Source organism: Pseudoalteromonas sp. Angola-30 (assembly GCF_028599215.1).
GTDB lineage: Bacteria > Pseudomonadota > Gammaproteobacteria > Enterobacterales > Alteromonadaceae > Pseudoalteromonas > Pseudoalteromonas atlantica.
On record NZ_JAQREI010000017.1, the window covers coordinates 72,188 to 92,415 of the forward strand.

Sequence of the window (20,228 nt, forward strand, 5' to 3'; positions counted from 1 at the left end):
AGATATAATTTCTTACAGGGGCAAAACATGAAATTAAAACAATTTTTAGCAGGGGTTGCTTTAGCAACATGTACACTTAGCGTATCTGCAAATACTGCATTTAAAGAGCCAAGTGATGCTATTGAATACCGTCAAGCTGCGTTTTCTATGATTTCAGTGCAAATTAGCGATATGGGCGCAATGCTAAAAGGTAAAATTCCTTTTGATGCAGAGCAATTTAAAATGCGCGCTAATAACGCAGCAGCCCTTTCTAAAATGCCATGGGAAGCGTTTTACGAAGGCACTGATAAAGGTGATACGGCAGCATTAGCTGATGTATGGTCTGATAATGCAACCTTTGTTAAAAAAGCCAATGCCTTTGCTGCCAATGCAGATAAGCTAGCTTTAGCAGCCCAATCTGGCGATAAGGCGGTAATTGGTAAAGCATTTGGCGCATGGGCCAAAGGCTGTAAAGATTGCCACAAGCAATTTAAAGACTAATTACAATTAAAACAATGCACACTAAAACGGCGCTTTATGCGCCGTTTTGTTTTTTTGTTAGCTATTAACTTAGCAAATAACTAAGTGGTTCTTTGCCCCACGTAACAGCCAGTAGCACTAATAATCCAACAAAAATAGCCCACGCCAACCAAGGAGCTTTCGTGTTATCTATATTAGTTTGAGTGGCTTGCTCGCTGTTAGCCTGTTTACCGGTGATCATTGCTTTGACAAGTGGTTTTCCTTTTATTTTATACACAACAATGGCAGTAACATGCAGGCAAATGGCATAAAATAAAATATCGAAATTAAGGCGGTGCAGCCAATTTGCAAAATCAACCGTTGAGCTCGACACATACTCAACCAAAGGCCCATCAGTCAAAATGCCATCACTGCTCATTAGCCCGGTCACTAACTGCACTATAATAAGTACAAAAAACAACAAAACCATGTAGCTACCTGGCGCCGAATGACCCATACCTTTACTGGGGTTTTTAAACTCTTTAAATACTGCTATTGGCGAGTGCAGTAACGCGCTTAACTTTGCCGTTTTACTGCCCACCAGCCCCCAAACTAAACGGGTCACTATTAATGCTATTGCGAAAAAGCCAGCCACAAAATGAAGCTCAATCATGCCCTCGTCAATGCTAAAGTAAAGCACAGCAATATTAATCACTAATAACCAATGAAAGCTTCTTATAAAGCCATCCCATACTTTTATACTTTGCATATAAATCCTCAACTTGTTGCCAAGCTCTGGCACATTATTTTGATACTAAAGCCATTATTCCAAAGTTTTACTACCGCTGCATTAATGATATTACATAAAGCACTATTTATGGCACACTAAACGCACAAACTTATTACTTACTTGTATTAATGAATATAACTAAACGCGCAGTATTAAAAGGTTTTTTTGATATGCTCCCGCTTTGCCTGGCGGTCGTTCCTTGGGGAATATTATGTGGCTCTTTAGCGATTCAAAATGGCTTTAGTGCCTTTGAAACACAAGCAATGTCATTACTTGTATTCGCGGGTTCTGCACAATTAGTTGCAATTGAACTAATGGCCGGTAACACCCCTTTACTGACTATTTTATTTACCACATTTATTGTTAGCTCTCGGCATTTTTTATACGGTTTAGCCGTACGCCATAAAGTTATTTCACAGCCATTTCGGTGGCGCTTACCAATAAGTTTTGTACTAACCGACGAGCTGTTTGCCTTTTCGCATCACCGCAAAGCCTATAAAACAAAAGCGCGCCTAATATACGCTTTAAGCGCGGGTTTTAGTTTTTATATTGCATGGAACCTTTGGACACTCATAGGCATAGTTGCAGGAAGTGTGCTTCCTGATTTAACAAATTTAGGGCTCGACTTTGCTATTGCAGCTACATTTATTGCGCTTGTGGTACCGGGCATAAAAAATTTAGCCTCGCTGGTTACTGTGATTGTTGCGGGTATTAGCGCCACAGTTTTAAAAAGCACGGGGTTTGAGTTGTGGTTGGTTTGTGCTGCTCTACTTGCAATGAGTGCAGGCTACTTTACTGCAAGGCTTACACAAAAAAAGGACAGCCCATTATGATGCTCACTATATTATTAATGGCGTGTATTACCTTTTTTACTCGTTACTTATTTTTACATCAACGCCTTGGTTTTAAAGTGGGCCCTAAAATGCAGCAGTTTTTAAGCTTTAGCGCACCCGCTGTACTAACCGCTATTTGGGTACCCATTATTTTTATAAATGAAGACGGGCTCAACCTAAACTGGCACAACCCTTATTTAAGCGCAGCCATCGTTGCCATTATTGTTGCCTATAAAACACATAATATTTATTACACAACGCTTGCCAGTATGGGGTTATTTTTAATTTTAAACTAGGGCGTGTTGACCTTTGGCGTTTGAATTTGCAGCAGTATGTTTGGTTTTTAGGCAAGGCAGAGCCTGTGAAGTGTGGTTATTCCCCATAAATAGGCGATAACGTAGCATAAATGCCAAACATGCGCTGCCCTTTGGGTTCTGCCTAGGGGCGATAAACTCTTTGTTGCTCGGTTTTTACTTAGCCCACTAGGTTACAAACCTCGCGCCGCGATTTGATCGCCCCTAGGTTGAACAAATTTCAATCCGCAAAGTTCAACACGCCCTAAATAACAGCCAACCCATTAGCGCATAGTTAAGCGCGGTATTAACACGCCTAAATTTTATACTTTTAGTAACGCGCTACAGCGGGTAGAATGTAGCTAACAACAATAAAAAAGCATCCATCATGCATGAATTTCATCAATTAACGGCTACTGCGTTAGACGGTAAAACAATTAATTTTAGCGACTTTGAAGGCAAGGTTGTGCTTATTGTTAATACCGCAAGTGAGTGTGGTTTTACTAAGCAGTACGAGTCGCTACAAACTCTTCATAGTAAGTACGCGAAAAGCGGATTGGTTATTATTGGTTTTCCATGTAATCAATTTGGTCAGCAAGAGCCAGGCGACGCAACGCAAATACAACAAGGTTGCTTAATCAATTACGGGGTAAGCTTTTTAATGGCCGCTAAAGTGGATGTAAACGGTCGTCACGCCCACCCTGTATTTAGGTATTTAAAATCGGCCTTACCCGGCTTTTTAACACGCAAAATAAAGTGGAACTTCACTAAGTTTTTGATAGCGCCCGATGGCACACCTATCAAGCGCTATGCGCCTTTTACAAAACCAGAAAAGCTAGAAACCACTATTCAACAAGCACTCGCTAAATTAAGTACACAATAAGTAATAAAGAGGCATAAAGCCTCTTTATTGCCAATATTTAGCCTTTAAACATGCGTAAACGCACATTCAAACCCTAATAAAAAGGCGCATTATTTTAACTAGCACAATTTAGTCTATGTAATCGTTTAAGTCGTCTTCACCTAGATTTTTACGCAAACGTTTTTGCTCAAGGTAATCTTCCAACTTCTTTTTCACCTTTTGCTTTTTTTTGTCATGCTGATTACGCCCGACCATTTCGTACTCGTCTTCAACAAAATCATCATCTAGCGCATCGTAACTAAATGTCTTACCCACAACCCACTCCATAAAGTGTTTGAGACCAACTCAGGTTTATTCCTGCACTTGGTAAATTAAAAAAATGTTTAGCGCTAAAATACGAACAAATTAGCACCAAAATAAAGCCACGTGACTATCGTAAATAGCCTTCATGTCAATATTGTGAATAAATAGCGCTAAATTAAGAAAGTGGAAAGTGAGAGTTTTTTATCGTTTCGACAAATAAAATTTATCATTTATTTATTTTTAGTGTTTTTGACTAAAAAGTAGTTTATTTATCAAAATTAAAAATCATTAAAAACACACAAATTTCATAACCTACTGTTTTAAAATAAAAATAAATAATGGCACCAAACTTGTTAATACTTAGCTGTCATCAACAATTATTAGAGAATAAACATGAAAAATTTACTATTAGTAAGCGCTTTAATTTGTACACCCGCTGCAATGGCACATAACGATAACAATGCGGGCATTTCGTTTAGCAATGAGCAGTGTAATGTAGAGTTTAAAAACGATGTACGCATTAAACCTAGCGAATTAGAAATTTTTACCGCATCTAATCAATTCATGCGCTTTAACAGCAATGGCAACTTAACTATAAATGGCGAACAAGTATCTATTAACAGCGAGCAACGCCAAGCGCTTACCCAGTATTCTGACAACTTACGTACGCAGCTACCTGAGGTCGCTAATATTGCCCTAGACGGAGTAAAAATAGCCGGTGTAGCATTAGAGGAAGTAGCCAACGCATTTAATATTGATGGCCTTGATGACTTATCTGGCCTGATGGACGATATAAGACTTGAAGTAGAAAACACCTTTTATCAACAAGGTACGTTTGTAATGGGCCAACAAAGCTTTAATCAATTTGGTGAAAACTTTGAACACCAATTTGAGGAGCAAATAGAAACCGTGGTTGAGTCTGCCGTTATGCAATCAATGGGCAGTATTTTAGTTGCTTTAGGCTCTGAGCTGCTTGGTTCGGGTGGAGATATGGATGCATTTGAGCAACGCATGGAAAATATGGGCGCGCAAATAGAAGAAAAAGTAGAGCTACATGCCAGTGCGCTTGAAAAGCGTGCCAACTCTTTATGCGACAGCTTTGCCAACATAGCACAGCAAGAAGAGCAATTAGTAGCGCAGTTACCACAGCTAAAAGGCTACGAGTTATTTACCATTAAACAAAATTAATACACCGCACCGTATTTAACATCCCTTTAGCAGCACTTGTATATTAGGTGCTGCTTTTTTATTCTTTTAGCGTGTGAGCCAACGCACCTAACGTGGTAATAGCCTGCTCTATTTTTTCGCTCCACTGCACTCCGTAACTTAGCCTAATACAGCTTTTATACTTATTACTTGCTGAAAAAATAAGTCCGGGGGTTATGCTAATACCAGCTTCTAACGCCAGTAAAAATAACTTTTGACTGTCTACCCCTTGGCCTAAATCAAGCCAAATAACACACCCACCTTTAGGGTCACTAATACGTGTATTGTTAGGCATCGCGTTTAATAAGCACCACCGCATGCGCTCTTTGTTATTACGTAAGCGCTGCCTAAGTACTTTTAAATTACGGTCATACTCACCACTGGCTATAAATTCAGAAAGCGTCCACTGATTTATAAGTGAGGCAGAGCAACTTAATGCACGCTTATGCCGGCGCGCTTGTCCAGCAAACTTGCCTGCTATTAACCAACCAACTCGATAACTTGGTGCAGCCGTTTTTGAAAACGAGGCGCAGCTGATCACAAGCCCCTTTTTTGAATACGCTAAAGCGGGCGTGCCACGCTTGGCAGTAAAGTGCAGATCACCGTACACATCATCTTCTATAAGCACAACATTATGTGACTCTATTAAGTCCACCATTTGCATGCGGCTTTCATCGCTCATAAAGCTGCCAACCGGGTTATTTATGGCGGTCGAAAACAAGCATGCTTTTATATCATGTTGTTCAAGCGCTTGAGCTAAGTCGTTAAGCCAAATACCATTGTCGGGGCATAGCGGAATTTCAAGCGCCTTTAATCCTAAGCTCTCTATTAGTTCAATAATGCCGTGATAACAGGGGGTTTCAATTGCAACCACATCGCCGGGCTTAGTAACACACTTAAGTGCGATAGCCAGCGCCTCTTGCGCGCCATTGGTGATCACCAGTTCATCTATATTTACACCAATACCAAAGCCTAAGTATCTATGCACTAATTGCTTTTTAAGCGCAGCAAAACCATCAATAGGGCCATAATTAATAACACTCGCCCCAGCAATTGTCATAACCCGACGCATGGTACGGGCTAAAGCTTTATCGGTAGGCGCGGCAGCAACGGGATTGGCAATACCAAAGGCAATTACATTAGGTTGATGAATAGCGCTGTATACCTGCTCTATTAATGCTTGTTTATTTACAGTGACAGGCTCGCGGCTTAGTTTTACACGCTTTGGCAAACTGTAAACCGTATTAAGCACCGTTAAAAAGTAGCCCGATTTTTCACGTGCCTCTACTACCCCTTGATCTTCTAACGCTTGATACGCTTGCTTAACCGTCGGAATGCTAATATTTAAGTTACTGGCCATTTTACGAAGCGAAGGAAGCTTTTCCCCTGGTAGTAATACCTTTTGCGCTTGCATGTCTTTAATTAGCTCAATAACTTGTTGGTATAAAAACTCGGCTTTTTGCTTATTGGCAGCTGGCTGCATATCTCGCCTCAAATCTGTATAGGTTACATTTATACTTTTCTGTATATGGTAAGTATACAGATAGACTCTAAAATAACCACTCAATCGGTTTTTTTAGAGGTTTGCCATGAAAAGCGCAGCGCTATATCTCACAACAGTGTTAATTTGGGGCTCTACGTGGCTCGCGATTTCGTTTCAGCTAGGCGATATTGCTGTGGAGCTTTCTTTGTTTTATCGCTTTGCCATAGCAGCTGCATGTATGTGGCTATTTGTGGCCTACAAAAAGCCTAATATGCGATTTTCGTTAGTCGATCATGGCTTTTTTGCTTTATTGGCCATTTCTAACTTTGGCTTAAATTATTTGCTTTTGTATTGGGCACAAAACTACCTCTCATCGGCAATGGCCTCTATTGCATTTTCAATGTTGCTAATAATGAACATAGTCAACACCCGTTTATTTTTTGCAAAGCCCATTGCCAAACGTATTTACTGCGGCGCGCTAATCGGCGTGGTGGGTATTATTTGTCTGTTTTGGCCGCATTTACAGCAATTCGACTTGAGTAATGGGGCGTTGGTCGGGTTACTACTTGCCCTTGGGGGTACCTTTGTGGCTTCATTGGGCAATATGATTAGTGTACGTAATTCTAATCGTCAAATAGGTGTGCTGCAGGGTAACGCATGGGGCATGTTATATAGCGCAGTAGGTTTAGCCGTTTATGTATTAATAAATGGTATAACGGTTAGTTTTAGTGCCCCTACCAGCTATTGGTTGTCGCTATTGTATTTATCGGTTTTTGGCACTGTGATTGCGTTTGGCTGCTATTTTGCCTTGTTAAAAAACATTGGCCCCGAAAAAGCAAGCTACGCCATAGTGCTGTTTCCGCTAGTGGCCGTTGCATTAAGCAGCTTTTTTGAAGGCTTTGAATGGCATGCAAACACCTTTACCGGCTTTAGTTTAGTACTACTGGGTAATGCAATTGTACTTACCCCCACAAAAAGAATTAACGCCTTTTTAGCAAGCCGCAGCGTTGCTAAAAATGGCTCCGTCCCCAGTTAGAGGCGTTTTTAACGCACTAACACAAAAGCGCCTACCCTACTGTAGGCGCTTTTTTATTGGTATATGAAAATTAATAGCCTGCTCCTGGATAGCAATAACCGCGGGCGTAACACCTACTAGCTCGCCATCGGCCTCAATTAATAAATCTCTAGTATTAATACGCGCCTGTTTGAGTTGGCTATAAGTAAGCTTTTTTAAAGTATGGTGGCGCTTAAAAATTAATTTAATAAAGCTATATAAATGATCAACAAGACTACCCGCTTGCATTTGGTAGCAATCAAGCAGTCCATCATCAATTTTAGCCCTAGGTGCTATTTTAATGCCGCCACCAAAATACTGAGAGTTCGCAAATACAGTTATTAAATTTTGATAGCTACATTGCTTATTTAAAAATGCTCCATTTAGTGTGCTTGCTTTGTAAGTAAAGAGCGATTTAAAACTCGTCCACTTATAGCGCCAAGCTGACATGCTTTGTAAATGACCCAACTGCTTAATTACATGAGCATCAAAACCAACACCAGCCACATTAATAAAGTAACGAGTATTAATTTTACCTACATCAATTAAGTGTGTGGGGGCATTAAAAATAGCGTTTTGCCACTGTTTAGCTGTGCAATGAAAGCGACGCGCAAAATCGTTGCCCGTACCACAAGGTAATATTGCCAAACTACATGCACTGTTAATCACGCCATTAAGTGCCAAATTAAGCGTGCCATCGCCACCAATAGCCACTGCTATTTGGCTTTTTTGTGCATTCAATTTAACGTTTGCTAAGTCGTACTCAAAATTGCCTGTCGTTTTAACCGTAATATAGAGAATATTTTTCTTCTGGCATGTTTTTTTAAGCCAATCGAGGTGATCTAACACCACACTTTTTACGCTCGGTTTAACTATTATTAACAACTGCAAGTAATTTACCTCCTATTAGCCAGTACGCCAGCATAAATAAGAATTAAGTTAAAATTAATTATCTGAATAATTAATCATAAAAGTGCGTAAAAATTTACTAAAAACATTAAAAAACACAAAAAACACTTATAAAACAAATTAAAAGCTAGTTCCCCCTAGTTGAATAACTATGCAAAATGGGCACTTAGTAGTTTTAATTAAAAACAAAACAATGCAAATTCAGATAAAAATAACTAATAGCCAAGCCTTAGTTTATATTGTTGTATTTTTAAACAAAAAAGAGTCAAAATGCTCGCGATTTAAACACATACACCTTGGAGCAAAGACATGAACCCAATAAACACCCTAAACCAAAATGCAGCAGCCCACGTTGGCGTAAAACCAACTAACCGTAAAGCTAAAATGCTTGCTAAATTAAACCGTATGGGCAAAAAGTTAGCATTAAACAGCGCCGCGCAATACAAATAATCAATCTTGTTATGATTATTAAGCAGGGGCAGTAAACAACTAACCACTATTGAAAGCGCTTCTTTAGCTCCCTTAGTTTGCTGCCACCCTTTAATTTTTAGTTTAAATCCTTCTAATTTCCCTCTATTTACAAAAAAAACCGCAATTACGCCTACTTTTTAAGCAAACAGTTTATTTGCTATTTACACGACGGTATCACCTAAGTATTATTCTGCGTCACGGAGAGATGGCAGAGTGGTCGAATGCACCGGTCTTGAAAACCGGCATAGGTTTGTAGCCTATCTAGGGTTCAAATCCCTATCTCTCCACCACTATTTAATTAATGGTATGAATAAACTACCGTTAATACAATCTGTTATGCGTTGGAGAGGTGTCCGAGTGGCCGAAGGAGCTCCCCTGCTAAGGGAGTATAGAGTTTGTAGCTCTATCGAGGGTTCGAATCCCTCCTTCTCCACCATTTCTTTTTAAAAACCGCTTAGTTGCGGTTTTTTTGTGCCTAAAATTTAACAACCAATGTATCCAAGGAGGGTGAGAATCCTCGCTAGGGTTCGATAAAATGTCTGGAACAGTTTAAACCGCCGCAGGCGTCGCGAAGCAATTAATTACATGGATGTAATTAAGCTAATCCCTCCTTCTCCACCATTTTTTATTAAAAGAGGTGAATCAAAACACATTGAATACACTGGGTAGTTACGGCATTATTAATAACAACTCCACTAACGTAAGTTTAATTATGTTTCGTTTAATTGCACCTTTAATAGGCCTTGTGGCTTTAAGTACACACGCAGCCCAAGACATTACGGTTTATAAATGTACAATTAAAGGAGTCGCTACATTTAGCCAAACACCCTGTGCTGACAATGCAGAAGTTATTAAGCTAAAACAGCCACTAGTTGCCGATAAGTACGGCAATAATGCAAACTCACCCGCAATGCCTGGTGCCTCTGTAGATAACTACATTGAGATTAAAAAAATTGATCGTGAAATTAAACGCCACCAGCTTACTATCAAAAACTATAAAGAAGACTTAGCCGACGCCAAACAACAAGCCAGCTATGTTACTCAAGATCAAGCTAATAGAATGGGCGCCGAATCAATAGCCGATGCGATAGCCACTAAAACTTCAGCGATTCAAAACCGCTATAACACCTTAATTAGCGCTGTAGAGCAACAAATCTCTATTTTACAGCAGCAAAAACAGCAGCTGAGCAAACAACCTTAACTGCTAAATAAACAGTTTACACATTGCGCAAGGTACACTTTTTACAACATATATTAAAAAATACCGCAAATAACATACTGTTCGCTATACTGATATTTAAAATTAAGTACTTTTAAAAAGTCAGGGAGCTATGTGAAAAATTTTAACTCAAAATATCATTCAGTTATCTTTTACATAATTTTTTCATTAGCGTACTTTTTAATTGGTATTTCACTCACTAAACTCGCCTTTAATACTCAAATTATCCCGGTATGGTTGCCTGCAGGCATTGCCTTAGTTGGATGCTATATGTGGTGGTGGCGCTTCATTCCAGCGCTTTTTATAGCAGCCTTTGCTTTTAACTTTAATATTTTTGACAGCACAGCTCACGATATGGTGTTGGTTGGCAATACCTTCAGCCAAGCCATGTATATTGCTATTGGCATTGTATTGCAGGCAATGGTGGGGGCTGGTTTACTTAAATATTGGCTTGGACACCCGCTGTATTTTAAAAAACGCGCAAGTATCATTTATTTTATTTTTGTTGTGGGCATTGCGGTTAGTTTAATTTCAGCAAATTTTGGGGTTTTTGCGCTGAGCCAATTTAACTCCGCATACGATATTAAAGATCATTGGCAAAATGTGTTATTTTGGTGGCTAGGAGACTCATTAGGCGTAATTATTGCCACTCCTCTGCTATTGGTGCTTACTCAGTTTAAGGGGCAAAATAGGCCTATATCGCCGCTGCCTACGTTAGCGGTATGTAGTATTTTATTTGTATCTGTTGCAGTAACTACTCAGCTTTATAACCAAGAAAACAGACAAAATACCGTTAAAGTCGCCGAGCGAGAAGCTCACATTATTGAAAATAGCTTATATCGCTACATCAACCAAAGTTTAATAGCGGTGCAAAGCTTAGCCAGCCAAGTACAATCTAACCCTGATTTAAACCAACAAGACTTTTACGCCTACGCCAGCGAGTTACTGGCACAGCATTCGTTTATTAAAGCGCTTTCGTGGAATCAAAAAATAGCGCAAAGTGAGCGAGCTTCGTTTACCCAAGAAGTTGCCGATATATACCACCTAGACTTTGAAATTGTCGGCGAGCCCCTTGAGCCAGACGATCCTATGGTCATCGTTAAATACATTGCTCCTTTTAATGGCAACCAAAAAGCGGTTGGTTTTAATGTGTATTCAAACCCAGACAGAAAAGCATCGCTAGTAAACCCTGCAATTAGGTATCAGCCAGTCAGCACTAAAATTATTCAGTTAGTGCAAACAGCTGAGCCTGAGCCTGCCTATCTGCTATTTGCCCCCGTGTACGAACAACAACAGCAAAAAGCTATTATAAAGGGGTACGCAACAGGTGTGTTTTTAGTGCGTAATATTATTGAGCAAGCGATTAACGAGCAACAATCAGAGATGTTTTCTATTGCGCTCTATGAAGATGTAAATAAGCCCGCATTTTATAGTAACTACGGCAAAAGTTTAAATATTGCTCAGGGCAGCCGTGTTATGAAACTAAAACTCAGCTTTGGTGGGCAAATATGGAATGCACATTTAGCCTTAAAAGAAAAATACCTTGCCCCCCATAATAACCAATTAACACTGTATTTAATGGCCTTGCAATTGGTGGTATGCGCTTTAATTTTAATTGTTTTACTGCTTTTTAATCAGCAACAAATTGCCCTTACCCGAAAAGTCGCAGAGCGCACCCATTCGCTTGCGCAAGCTAAAAAGCAATCTGACTTAGCTAATCAGGCTAAAAGCCGATTTTTAGCCAATATGAGCCATGAAATACGCACACCATTAAATGCAGTTATTGGCTTTTCATCATTAGCGCGCAAAGAAGACAACGCACACACTCTTATTGGTTACTTAGACAAAATAAACTCTTCATCTAAAAGCTTACTAAACCTGATTAACGACATACTTGATATTTCAAAAATTGAATCACATAAGCTTAAGCTAGAAAGCACAGCGTTTGACCTTCATGCAATTATAAAGCGTATTAACACAATGTTTGAGGCCAGTGCAGCCAATAAAGGCATTGGCTGGCAGGTTAGCAGTCATCTTCCGGTAGATACTTGGTATGTAGGCGACCCTTTACGCTTTGAGCAAGTAGTGCTAAACCTTTGCAGCAACGCAATAAAATTTACAGAGCAAGGCAAAGTAAATGTAGACTTTGGCGGAGAGTTTATCAGTACTGACAAAGTTAAAATTACCGTAACCGTTACAGATACGGGTATTGGCATAAAGCCTACCCAGCAGTCCAAGCTATTTAGTGCCTTTACCCAAGCAGACGACTCAACATCAAGGCGATACGGTGGCACAGGCCTGGGCTTAACTGTCGTAAAAGAGCTCAGTAAATTAATGGGCGGTAACGTCACATTACAGAGCGAACCAAACGTTGGCTCTACGTTTAAATTTGACGTTGAGCTTCGCACCAGCCCAGTACAAGAGCAAGCCGAGCTTGTATACTCGGGTACTAAATTGGCGGCCTTAAAAGTGCTAGTAGCAGAAGATAACCCGGTAAACCAAATGGTAATTAAAGCCATGCTAGGCTCATTAGGTATTGTTGCCCATCTTGTCGAAAATGGTGAAGCGGCAGTAGATATAGCAAAAGAGCAACACTTTGACTTAATTTTAATGGACTGCCAAATGCCAATAATGGATGGTTACAGAGCCACCGCCCTAATTAGGCAATTTAAAAGTGAGGTAGAGTTGCCCATTATTGCGCTGACCGCCGATGTTATGCCTGAGGATAAAGCCCATGCTCAAGCCGTTGGTTTTAATCAGCATCTTGCAAAACCGCTAGAACTGGTTAAGCTAACCGCGTGCTTAGCCCAATATGCCGAAATTGAAGAGCCCTAATACAATAATGCGCTAAATAAATGCACTTGTGTTAACTTAGTTTAAAACGCCACCACCCACGATAAAGCAGCCCAAGGTAAGCAGTAATGGCCACTTTTACCCACCAATGGTTTAGTGATATTAACCAAATAGACGTACACGAATGGACTCGTTTATTCGGTAATGAACCTTTTACCCGCCATGCATTTTTATATGCATTAGAGCAAAGCCACTGTGTAAACAAAGAGACAGGCTGGCAGCCTCAGCACTTAGCGGTTTATGAAGCTGATAAACTAATCGCACTCGCCCCTGGGTATTTAAAAAGCCACTCTTACGGAGAGTATGTTTTTGATTGGGCATGGGCAGAAGCCTACGAGCAACACGGATTAGCCTATTATCCTAAATGGCTAAGCGGTGTACCTTTTAGCCCCATTGAAGGCCAGCGTATTGCCATTGCACATACGAATACACAAAGCGTATACGAGTACATAAAAAAGCAATTAAATTTAACGAGTGTGGAGCAAGGTTGGTCTGGCTGGCATGTTAACTTTTGCCCAAAGGTTCAAGCTCAAGCCCTGTGTACTGACGATATAATGCAGCGCGTAGGCGTGCAGTTTCAATGGTTTAATAAAGGCTTTAAAACCTTTGACGATTTTTTAAATACACTCACCGCACGCAAACGAAAAACGCTAAAAAAAGAGCGAGCTAAAATAGCACAGCAAAATATTACCATTGAATGGCTGCAAGGCTCGCACCTAAGCCCTGAAACAATGCAGCTATTTTGTGAGTTTTATCAGCGTACTTATTTAAAACGTTCTGGGCATTTAGGGTATTTAAATATTGAGTTTTTTACTTTATTACAGGCGCTAATGGGCGATCAGCTAATTATTATGCTTGCCAAAAAAGACAACAAAATAGTGGCAGCAACGCTAAGCTTACAAGGTGAAAACACCTTGTATGGCCGCTATTGGGGCGCCAGCGAAGAAATAGACTCCCTTCATTTTGAGCTGTGTTACTACCAAGGGATTGAATTTGCGATTAAGCATAACTTACATTGCTTTCACTCAGGCGCTCAAGGTGAGCATAAAATACCTCGTGGGTTTGAGCCTGTTTTTACCTACTCTAGCCACTATATTGTTGAACCCGACTTCAGAGCAGCAATAAACGACTACCTAAAGCGAGAACGCCAACATATGACAATTTATAAAACTCAGTGCGCTGATTTACTGCCGTTTAAAAACCAATAACTGATTGTTAGCTGGCATAGCTGTATCACTTATGAGTGTAAGGCCAGCATGCCTTGCTAATTGCTCTATGGCCTCAAAATCACGAATACCGCTAAATGGGTCACGCTGTGTTAAAAAGCGATCGAACTCTTCATTACTTGCACTTGTAAACTGCCCTTGGTATTTGAAAGGGCCATAAATACACACGACTCCCTGGCTTGCTAAGTGCGTTGAAACCCCTTTAAAAAATTGCTCAACCAACTGCCAACTTACAATATGAAACGTATTTGCTGTGTAAATGGCATCTACGTTATTTATCGGCCATGCATAATTCAAATCAAGCTCAAGAGGGCCGTGTAAATTAGTTAAATTTGCCTCCTTATGCCATAAATTTATGCCCTCATGGTTTATACGGCGATCACTTGTATACCACTGTAAATGCGGTAATTGCTCAGCAAAAAACACACTATGCTGCCCCGTACCCGAGCCTACTTCGAGTACCGATTCTGTCTTATTAAAAACCGTTTTAAGCACTTCTAAAATAGGACCCTTATTGTTTTCACACGCTTGTGAGAAAGGTTTGATCATGACCTGCACCAATATTGAAACTTATTGCACAACATTAACGCAAAAAAATGGCACTGAACAATTAAAGTTTTATAGATAATTTATAAAAGTGAGTTAATTCATGGCACTAAAACAAAAATAAGACGATGGTATGTATTATGCTTTAATTAAATCAACCCTAAGTAGGGTGTATTACCAATATTAAATACGAGGATAAAATTATGCATACTCCCCCTTACACCGCTGTAGACGCTGTGGTCTCAGTGACAGAAAAAAGCACCGAAAAACCAAGTAGCACCTGTGATAGTAGAGCCACTGTAATCGACTTACTTTCTCACTGTAACCAAAATCAACAGGCGCTAAAAAAACATGAAACAGACCAAATATTCATTCTTGGCTATAATTGATACTCAATTAAACGCTGCAAATAATTTTTATAATAACTGTTTACACTGAAACCGATTAAATGTAATGATAACTATTATCGTTAACTTGAGTCGGTTTTTTTATGTCTCCCTTTCAGGCATTACAGCCTTATCATCATGAACTTGCTTGTAACTGCTTACGCCCAGGCTTACATGCGCCTATGGTGGTAGCTCACTACATAGAAACCGCTTTAAACGTTGCTAAAAGCTTTGAAAAACAGCGTAACCCCTTACTACAAGAGTTATATTTATTACGCACTCACCATGAAATTATCAATAAAATGTGCGACCCTCTAATACACAATGCCATTCGTAAGCAGTGCCTTGAGCAATTATATAAACCCTTATTGGCATTAAAACGCTTTTACTATGCACATAACGATACTGAAAAATTTTTAAAACTTGAGCGCGAAGCTCGCGTACTCAGTCACGAATTTAACCCTTTTTAAGGAGCGACTTATGAGCAATTTTAGAACCGAATCCGACAGCATGGGTGAATTACAGGTCCCTAGTGATGCGCTATACCAAGCGCAAACCCAGCGTGCAGTTAACAACTTTGCTATTAGCGGTTTAACTATGCCAAAACAGTTTGTAACAGCGCTTGCATACATTAAGCAAGCTGCAGCACAAAGTAACTTTGAGCTAAATCACTTAAGTAAAAGTAAAGCCAACGCTATTGAGCAAGCATGCCAACAAATTATTGATGGCGAGCATTACGAGCACTTCCCGGTTGATATTTTCCAAACTGGCTCAGGCACCAGCTCGAACATGAACGCTAATGAAGTTATCGCAACGCTTGCAACCCGCATTGGTAATGAGCCAGTTCACCCCAACGATGATGTAAATATGGGGCAAAGCTCTAACGATGTAGTGCCTACAGCCATTGCACTAAGTAGTGCTATTAACGTGGTTTATGAATTACTGCCATCTCTTGAAAAACTATCGCAGAGTTTAGAGCAAAAAAAGGCAGACGTTGGCAAAATAGTTAAAACAGGCCGTACGCATTTAATGGATGCCATGCCCGTTACGTTTGAGCAAACGCTAAGCGCGTGGCAATCACAAGTAAATAATGCAGCTTCCGGTATTCGCCATAGCTTAGAGCGAGTATGTGAGCTTGCCCAAGGCGGGACAGCTGTTGGCACGGGTATTAATGCTGATGGCGAATTTGCCTCAAAGTTTGCTAAAAACTTAAGCGCTAATGTGGGTATAAGCTTTAAGCCAAGCAGTAACTTTTTTTACAATATTGGCTCGCAAGATGCCATTGTAGCGCTCTCAGGTCAGTTAAAAGTACTCGCTGTAGCGCAAATGAAAATAGCCAATGACTTACGCTGGATGAACTCAGGCCCACTCGCCGGGCTTGGCGAAATAGAGCTTGAAGCACTGCAACCAGGCTCATCGATTATGCCGGGTAAAGTAAACCCGGTGATCCCAGAAGCGGCAGCCATGGTAAGCGCTCAAGTTATAGGTAACGATGCAACCATCACTGTGGCAGGCCAAGCCGGTAATTTTGAGCTAAACGTAATGCTACCTGTTATTGCGCACAATATTTTACAAAGCATTGAGCTACTTGCTAATAGCGCCCAAGCATTGGCAGATAAAGCCATTGCGAGTTTTAAAGTAAACCAAACCAATATTGATAAAGCACTGGCCAAAAATCCTATTTTAGTGACTGCGCTTAACCCGGTGATCGGTTACGAAAAAGCAGCCAAAATAGCTAAGCAAGCCTACAAAGAAGCCCGCCCAATAATTGATGTCGCAGAGCAAGAAACCGACCTTCCACGCAGTGAATTAGAAACACTGCTTAACCCCACTAAACTTACCCAAGGCGGTTTATAAAGATAAATCTAAAACGGCTTTAATTACTTGATAATATAGTTTTTATTGCCGTTAAAAATGCACCGTGTATGATAGTGATGAATAATTCATCACTATCAAGGTTTGTTATGCGTACTCCACTGTTAGCCCTACTTTTACCACTTTGTTTAACTGCATGCCTCGAAACAACATCGCAAGATGCACCAACTAACTCGGTGAACGAGCTTAAAGAAGTACCGCATAAAGAAGTACCTCAACAAACCAGCAGTGAAAACAAGCACAAAAACCCTACTGATGCATCGCAACCCATAAAAACCGCTTTAAAAGCAGTATCACTTAACGACATTAAAACCGCAAAAAGCGAGCTTAATACGTTAATTGCCAATACACAGTGCGATACCTCTGCACAATGTAAGGTTATGCCTGTAGGAAGCAAAGCTTGCGGCGGACCAAGTGATTATGTTGTTTACTCAACAAAATCAGCTAAAGAGGGGCAAGTCAGTTCGCTTGCAAAGCAAATAACAACGCTTGAAAAAGCCTACAACACACAAAATGAAATGATGAGCACGTGCCAGCATTTAACTTCGCCAAGCACGCAGTGTGTTGAAAATAAATGTGTTAAACTTGAAGGTTCAGCGGTAAGTGTATTTTAAGGACAAGGTTATGAGTTGTTTACCATCAGCAATTAAATTATCAATTGTGAGTGTTGCCACCAGCGCTATGCTATTACTTAGCGGCTGTGCAAGCACATCATCAAGTACTGAGCAAAATCAGAATTTGTCTGACTTGAACTACGATCTTAATAACATTGTTAGTGATAATAGTTGCACCGCAAGCTTTCAATGTAAGGTACTCGAAGTAGGTGCACGAGCATGTGGTGGGCCAAGTAAGTATGTTGTGTATTCAACACTTAATACCTCTCAAGAGCACGCCGAAGAAGTTGCCCAAAAAATTACACAACAACAAAAAGCGCAAAACAAAGCGCAAGGTTTAACCGATTGCTCGCCGGTACTTGAGGTACAAACCCTGTGTATTAATCAGCAATGCCAGGCATTTGATATAAAATAGCGCAAACGCCAATTTCAGCGTTAACCTATAAAAGGTATTAACGCTGAAATAACCACCACCAACACCACACAAATTCCTGCTTTAACAATGTATTTCATTGGCATTTCTTTTTTTACCCAGTACGCATAAATAAATCGCACAAAGTAACTTGCAGCTGTGCCAAACAAAGCAAAAATAATTAAGTAAGCAATTAAAATAATATTCATATAAATCTAAATTAACTACTTAGTGTTTTTAGTATGAGCAATTAATAACTCTGCTACTTGTTGCTTTACGGCTCGCTTATCATCACTTTGGACATTAAATCGTGTTGCAAGTTGGGCTATTTCATCATCGTTTAAATTAAACGATAGGCGCTGACGTGTTTTTTTAGATTTCACATCTAAGCCTAAAATTTTACGGATCATATCTGAGGGCGTAAGCTCTTGGTCAATGGCCTGCTTTTTTATCGACTTTTGTACTTCGCTGCTTAAATCAAATGCCATTTGTGTGGCACGCACGGCTTGCTCTTGACGTAACCACTTGTCTTTAGCATCACTCACTTCGCATCTCCTGGAAACAAGTCGACTATATCGGTAATTGGGCGTGTTAGCGTTAGTGACACTTCGGTCTCACCGCCATCCCATATTTCAATATTTAAGCCATGCCCTTCGTCTGGCGATGCTAAGCAAATCATTTCACAAGGTTCGCCACCCTCTTGCTCATAGCGCGGTAATGACTGGCCACGAAAATCTTTGTTATGGAAGTAGCACACATAAGGCGATTCACTTTGCTGATAGCTTTTAGCTAAAAACTGCATAAACTGCTCTGGCGTATTTTGCACCTGTATATGAGTTAACGACTCTTCATCAAAAATACGTGCAAATTCGTCTAGCCCAAATATTTGCTCTACGTCGTCACGCTGAATTTTGATTGAAAAATTAGCCCACTGCTCGCCATCATCTTGCTCAATTTGTAAAAATACCACCTGTCCGCTGTTCGTCTCAAGCACAAACTCAGTATCACTACTGTGCTGATATTGATAGGTTTGAATATCAATAACACGCAGCGTTTGCCCTTTTAACCACGACGGATACGCAAATGAATCGATAACGCTAAACATGTCACCTTTTTTAAGCTCACTTGCATGGTTAAGCTGACGTTCTGGCTCTTTTTTTGATTTGAAAAAATTAAACATAGTGAGGCATCCCTTAAGCAAAAAAGGTAACTAAGCCACGCTTAATTACCTTTTATTATAAATGTACGAACTATTAGCCGTTTTGCTTGGCTTTAATGCGCGCTAAAATATCAGCACTTTTTGGGCTTGTATCGCCAATACCGGCTTCAGCCATTTTTGCTTTTAAATCGTCGCCATTTGTATCTGACTCAAGTTGCTTAGCAGCGCCTAACTGGTCACTACGATCTTGCTGGCGCTGCTTAATACGCTCAAGCGACTGACGAGCCGATGTCATAGACGAGCTATTGGTATTAAGCGTGCTGTTAACCGCCATTGTTGCTTGCTGTACGCTTTCTGTGGTTTTAACCATAGTAAGCTGACGTTGGTTTTCTTTAATCGACTTTTCAGCGTCTTTAACTTGTTGTTTAAGCGCTACAATATGATTGCTAAAACCTGCTAATACTTGCTCATTTTCAGCTTTTTCAGCTTCAAAGTCGCCAATTTTTTCGGCAATTTCTAATGCTAAGGCTTCGTTACCTTTTTCCAGTGCTTGACCTGCATATGCTTCGTGCTCAGCAATTGATGCATCAACTGCGCTAATTTTACGCTTAGTTTGCATTTCTTTAGCCATTACTTCTGTAAGGCTCTTTTTAGCACGATTAAGTGCATTTTGCGCATCTGCTATTTCTTGTTCAAAAATACGAATGCCGTTTGCATCTACAATTGCTTCGCCCGCTTCACGCGCGCCGCCACGTACTGCTGTAAATAATTTTTTTAATATACTCATAATCTTAACTCCACTAACTAGTTACTAATCGTTTAAATACAAGGTCACGGCTTCTAGTGCGTCAATAGCGTTGTCAGCTAGTGTCACTAGTTCGTGGGTAATATCATCTAATGATGAATTTACCGACAGTGCACCAAAAATCGCGTATTTGTTATCGATTTTAGCAAATGCACTCAGTGGAATTGGCACGTTTAAACGTAGTAGTGTTTCGTTTAACTCGTTGCGTAATTCACTTTTTACTTCATCTTCGCCAAACAAGTAGCTAATACATAACAACTGCTCTTGTGTTTGCGTAACAAAAATTGGAAGCTCATCGTTTCCATCAACTATGACTTGTAAAACATCTTGTTCACCAGGGTTGGCAATCAAGAAAGACTCAAAGTTAGCGCCTTCTGTTTCAAAAGAAGCTAATTTTATTGAAAGTTCATTTAATTCCATGTCTCTGCCTTTTTGCTGTTTGACATATTATGTCTGAGTTAAGATTCGCATGGCCGACATATTATGTCAAC

25 protein-coding genes and 2 tRNA genes are annotated in these 20,228 nt (G+C 40.1%); 17 read left to right on the plus strand and 10 right to left on the minus strand.

Features of this window, described 5'->3' with window-relative positions:
* Positions 1–27: 27 nt before the first annotated feature.
* Positions 28–480 carry a c-type cytochrome gene (locus PSH54_RS17100; RefSeq protein WP_024032101.1) on the plus strand — a complete coding sequence of 151 codons (453 nt, stop codon included), beginning with the start codon at positions 28–30 and terminating at the stop codon, positions 478–480.
* Between the two features lie 64 nt (positions 481–544).
* On the opposite strand, the gene PSH54_RS17105 is transcribed toward PSH54_RS17100, so the two are convergent.
* Positions 545–1,207: a cytochrome b/b6 domain-containing protein gene (locus PSH54_RS17105; protein ID WP_273606680.1), complete on the minus strand. Its 663-nt coding sequence runs from the start codon at positions 1,205–1,207 to the stop codon at positions 545–547.
* 149 nt (positions 1,208–1,356) lie between these two features.
* Here PSH54_RS17105 and PSH54_RS17110 point away from each other — a divergent pair, with 149 nt between their 5' ends.
* The 3 genes from PSH54_RS17110 to PSH54_RS17120 all read left to right on the plus strand — a co-directional run bounded on the left by PSH54_RS17110 (position 1,357) and on the right by PSH54_RS17120 (position 3,237).
* Positions 1,357–2,061 (plus strand): AzlC family ABC transporter permease, encoded by a 705-nt coding sequence (locus PSH54_RS17110; protein WP_273606681.1) that lies wholly within the window; start codon positions 1,357–1,359, stop codon positions 2,059–2,061.
* A complete protein-coding gene (locus PSH54_RS17115) occupies positions 2,058–2,357 on the plus strand; it encodes an AzlD domain-containing protein (protein ID WP_004589018.1) in 300 nt (99 codons plus the stop codon). Before PSH54_RS17110 ends, PSH54_RS17115 begins: the two co-directional genes overlap by 4 nt.
* A 385-nt stretch (positions 2,358–2,742) precedes the next feature.
* The gene (locus tag PSH54_RS17120; RefSeq protein WP_248463256.1) at positions 2,743–3,237 is read left to right on the plus strand and encodes a glutathione peroxidase; all 495 of its coding nucleotides are present in this window, start codon (positions 2,743–2,745) and stop codon (positions 3,235–3,237) included.
* Positions 3,238–3,345: 108 nt separating this feature from the next.
* Here PSH54_RS17120 and PSH54_RS17125 read toward each other — a convergent pair whose 3' ends face one another.
* The gene (locus PSH54_RS17125; protein ID WP_004589020.1) at positions 3,346–3,531 is read right to left on the minus strand and encodes a PA3496 family putative envelope integrity protein; all 186 of its coding nucleotides are present in this window, start codon (positions 3,529–3,531) and stop codon (positions 3,346–3,348) included.
* Positions 3,532–3,912: 381 nt separating this feature from the next.
* Here PSH54_RS17125 and PSH54_RS17130 point away from each other — a divergent pair, with 381 nt between their 5' ends.
* Entirely contained in the window at positions 3,913–4,707 is a 795-nt protein-coding gene (locus tag PSH54_RS17130; RefSeq protein ID WP_004589021.1) for a YggN family protein, read from the plus strand.
* Between the two features lie 58 nt (positions 4,708–4,765).
* Here PSH54_RS17130 and PSH54_RS17135 read toward each other — a convergent pair whose 3' ends face one another.
* Positions 4,766–6,208, minus strand: a complete 1,443-nt coding sequence (locus tag PSH54_RS17135) for an aminotransferase-like domain-containing protein (RefSeq protein WP_273606682.1) — start codon at positions 6,206–6,208, stop codon at positions 4,766–4,768.
* Between the two features lie 106 nt (positions 6,209–6,314).
* On the opposite strand from PSH54_RS17135, the gene PSH54_RS17140 reads away from it, so the two are divergent.
* Positions 6,315–7,244, plus strand: coding sequence for a DMT family transporter (locus PSH54_RS17140; protein WP_273606683.1), 930 nt, complete (start codon positions 6,315–6,317; stop codon positions 7,242–7,244).
* A gap of 36 nt (positions 7,245–7,280) precedes the next feature.
* On the opposite strand, the gene PSH54_RS17145 is transcribed toward PSH54_RS17140, so the two are convergent.
* Complete coding sequence (locus PSH54_RS17145) at positions 7,281–8,153, minus strand: diacylglycerol/lipid kinase family protein (RefSeq protein ID WP_273606684.1); 873 nt, start codon at positions 8,151–8,153, stop codon at positions 7,281–7,283.
* A 327-nt stretch (positions 8,154–8,480) separates the two neighbouring features.
* On the opposite strand from PSH54_RS17145, the gene PSH54_RS17150 reads away from it, so the two are divergent.
* The 6 genes from PSH54_RS17150 (at position 8,481) to PSH54_RS17175 (ending at position 13,922) form a co-directional block, all read left to right on the plus strand.
* Complete coding sequence (locus PSH54_RS17150; protein WP_004589025.1) at positions 8,481–8,621, plus strand: hypothetical protein; 141 nt, start codon at positions 8,481–8,483, stop codon at positions 8,619–8,621.
* Between the two features lie 220 nt (positions 8,622–8,841).
* Positions 8,842–8,932, plus strand: a tRNA-Ser gene (locus PSH54_RS17155).
* A 53-nt stretch (positions 8,933–8,985) separates the two neighbouring features.
* A tRNA-Ser gene (locus PSH54_RS17160) sits at positions 8,986–9,078 on the plus strand.
* A gap of 276 nt (positions 9,079–9,354) precedes the next feature.
* Complete coding sequence (locus PSH54_RS17165) at positions 9,355–9,843, plus strand: RNA-binding protein (protein WP_273606685.1); 489 nt, start codon at positions 9,355–9,357, stop codon at positions 9,841–9,843.
* Between the two features lie 132 nt (positions 9,844–9,975).
* Entirely contained in the window at positions 9,976–12,696 is a 2,721-nt protein-coding gene (locus tag PSH54_RS17170; protein ID WP_029772230.1) for an ATP-binding protein, read from the plus strand.
* 86 nt (positions 12,697–12,782) lie between these two features.
* Positions 12,783–13,922: a GNAT family N-acetyltransferase gene (locus PSH54_RS17175; protein WP_273606686.1), complete on the plus strand. Its 1,140-nt coding sequence runs from the start codon at positions 12,783–12,785 to the stop codon at positions 13,920–13,922.
* On the opposite strand, the gene PSH54_RS17180 is transcribed toward PSH54_RS17175, so the two are convergent.
* A complete protein-coding gene (locus PSH54_RS17180; RefSeq protein ID WP_273606687.1) occupies positions 13,899–14,489 on the minus strand; it encodes a DUF938 domain-containing protein in 591 nt (196 codons plus the stop codon). The genes PSH54_RS17175 and PSH54_RS17180 overlap by 24 nt on opposite strands.
* Before the next feature lie 200 nt (positions 14,490–14,689).
* Here PSH54_RS17180 and PSH54_RS17185 point away from each other — a divergent pair, with 200 nt between their 5' ends.
* From PSH54_RS17185 to PSH54_RS17205, 5 genes are all read left to right on the plus strand, one after another.
* Entirely contained in the window at positions 14,690–14,875 is a 186-nt protein-coding gene (locus PSH54_RS17185; protein WP_004589148.1) for a hypothetical protein, read from the plus strand.
* Positions 14,876–14,976: 101 nt separating this feature from the next.
* Positions 14,977–15,342 carry a hypothetical protein gene (locus PSH54_RS17190; protein WP_004589147.1) on the plus strand — a complete coding sequence of 122 codons (366 nt, stop codon included), beginning with the start codon at positions 14,977–14,979 and terminating at the stop codon, positions 15,340–15,342.
* 10 nt (positions 15,343–15,352) lie between these two features.
* A complete protein-coding gene (locus PSH54_RS17195) occupies positions 15,353–16,729 on the plus strand; it encodes a class II fumarate hydratase (protein ID WP_273606688.1) in 1,377 nt (458 codons plus the stop codon).
* A gap of 68 nt (positions 16,730–16,797) precedes the next feature.
* On the plus strand, positions 16,798–17,361 hold the full coding sequence (locus PSH54_RS17200; protein ID WP_164835534.1) for a hypothetical protein: 564 nt from the start codon (positions 16,798–16,800) through the stop codon (positions 17,359–17,361).
* A 10-nt stretch (positions 17,362–17,371) separates the two neighbouring features.
* Complete coding sequence (locus PSH54_RS17205; protein ID WP_029772226.1) at positions 17,372–17,776, plus strand: hypothetical protein; 405 nt, start codon at positions 17,372–17,374, stop codon at positions 17,774–17,776.
* Positions 17,777–17,796: 20 nt separating this feature from the next.
* Here the strand turns inward: PSH54_RS17205 and PSH54_RS17210 are convergent, their stop codons facing one another.
* The 5 genes from PSH54_RS17210 to PSH54_RS17230 form a co-directional block, all read right to left on the minus strand.
* Positions 17,797–17,982, minus strand: coding sequence for a hypothetical protein (locus PSH54_RS17210; protein WP_004589143.1), 186 nt, complete (start codon positions 17,980–17,982; stop codon positions 17,797–17,799).
* Between the two features lie 15 nt (positions 17,983–17,997).
* Entirely contained in the window at positions 17,998–18,318 is a 321-nt protein-coding gene (locus PSH54_RS17215; protein ID WP_004589142.1) for a hypothetical protein, read from the minus strand.
* Positions 18,315–18,953 (minus strand): DUF4178 domain-containing protein, encoded by a 639-nt coding sequence (locus PSH54_RS17220; protein WP_024032119.1) that lies wholly within the window; start codon positions 18,951–18,953, stop codon positions 18,315–18,317. Before PSH54_RS17220 ends, PSH54_RS17215 begins: the two co-directional genes overlap by 4 nt.
* Positions 18,954–19,026: 73 nt before the next feature.
* Entirely contained in the window at positions 19,027–19,719 is a 693-nt protein-coding gene (locus tag PSH54_RS17225) for a PspA/IM30 family protein (protein WP_029772224.1), read from the minus strand.
* A 24-nt stretch (positions 19,720–19,743) separates the two neighbouring features.
* Positions 19,744–20,157: a YjfI family protein gene (locus tag PSH54_RS17230; protein WP_004589139.1), complete on the minus strand. Its 414-nt coding sequence runs from the start codon at positions 20,155–20,157 to the stop codon at positions 19,744–19,746.
* Between the last annotated feature and the right edge of the window lie 71 nt (positions 20,158–20,228).